Source organism: Veillonella sp. R32 (genome assembly GCF_010093125.1).
GTDB lineage: Bacteria > Bacillota > Negativicutes > Veillonellales > Veillonellaceae > Veillonella_A.
Window position 1 is genome coordinate 1 of the sequence record NZ_NMZQ01000071.1, and the last position, 1324, is coordinate 1324.

Annotated in this window: 1 protein-coding gene; it reads right to left on the minus strand. The window is 42.7% G+C overall.

Annotated elements, in window-relative coordinates:
* The coding region (locus tag VER_RS10135) for a hypothetical protein (RefSeq protein WP_202922171.1) at positions 1 to 1324 on the minus strand (1324 nt) is incomplete at both ends.

Sequence of the window (1324 nt, forward strand, 5' to 3'; positions counted from 1 at the left end):
CCCCTCTACGAGCCGTAACTATATTATTAGCATCTAATGCACTCCCAACAGCATCGCTTGCGTTAACTCTAGCATTACGAGCAAACGCACCCGCTCTGTTCCCTGCTGCTCCAGCTGGTTCTTTTAATGTCCCTACATTATTCCCATGTACTGAAGCTGCTGCTATAGCGAATCCATTTACATTAATATCCGCATTGGATAACGCACCCTTTAATTGAGCCACGTTAACTGCATCTGTATCAGATGTCCCAGCTGCCACACTCGTAATTTGACGAGTTATACTATTTCCATTACCAATAGATAGAGCACCTCGATTAGCTCTCCAAGTAGGATTTTCTATTGTAGATTGTTTATTTGTTATCGGATCCCACCCTGATGACCCTGGGTTACCTTTAGTTAATACCTTTGTAGCATCAGCCTTATCCACAACATCAGCAGAATAACCTGCACGATTTGCTAAAGAATCAGCACCAAGAGCAATCCCAGTTTCTTCTGAAACTGTAGCACCTTTACCAATCGCAACCCCTCTATATCCGCCTTTAGAAGATTTCGTATCAGTAGCAGCTTCGAATTTATTAATTATTGCTCCATATCCAAGAGCTACTGCCTCTTGCGCCTGTACTGATGCATTAGTACCAATAGCTACACTATTACTTGCAATATTTTCGCCAGTAAATGTAGGCCCTGTTACCACTCCTGTAGTAGCGTCTACAGTTGCATTAGTAGCTGCAGTAGCCCCTACTTTAGCCCCATTACCGATAGCAACAGCATTGCTCGAGGTAGATCCAATAATAGTATTATTACCAGCCCCAAACGATGTAGTACCACCAGTTTTATTAGAAAAACCTATAGCTACTGAGTCATCTCCTACTATGGCGTTCTCATTACCAAAAGCATAAGCCTTTGTATTACTAGTCTTAGTCGTAACTTTATTTTGATAACCAATGGCAAAGGAGTTATTTCTAGATACAGCATTCTCATATCCAAAAGCATACGCATTCTGCGCATTTACTTTATTTTTATAGCCCACAGCTGCCGAACCAATATTATTAACTTTATTTTCAAATCCTAATGCAGTGGCATTATTGCCATTAGCCTCAGAACCTGCTCCTATTGCAGTAGCATTAGAGCCTTTAGCTTTTGTATTACTGCCAATCGCAATCCCTGTACCATTATTTGCCTCAGAGGCACTACCAATAGCAATACCAGGCCCCTCCCCCGCAGGATTTTGCGCAGGTGCAGCCCCCACAGAACTAAGCGTACCTACACACAATGCCAACACGGATAACGCCACGTTCAATGTCCGGCCTGACTGAATATGAGT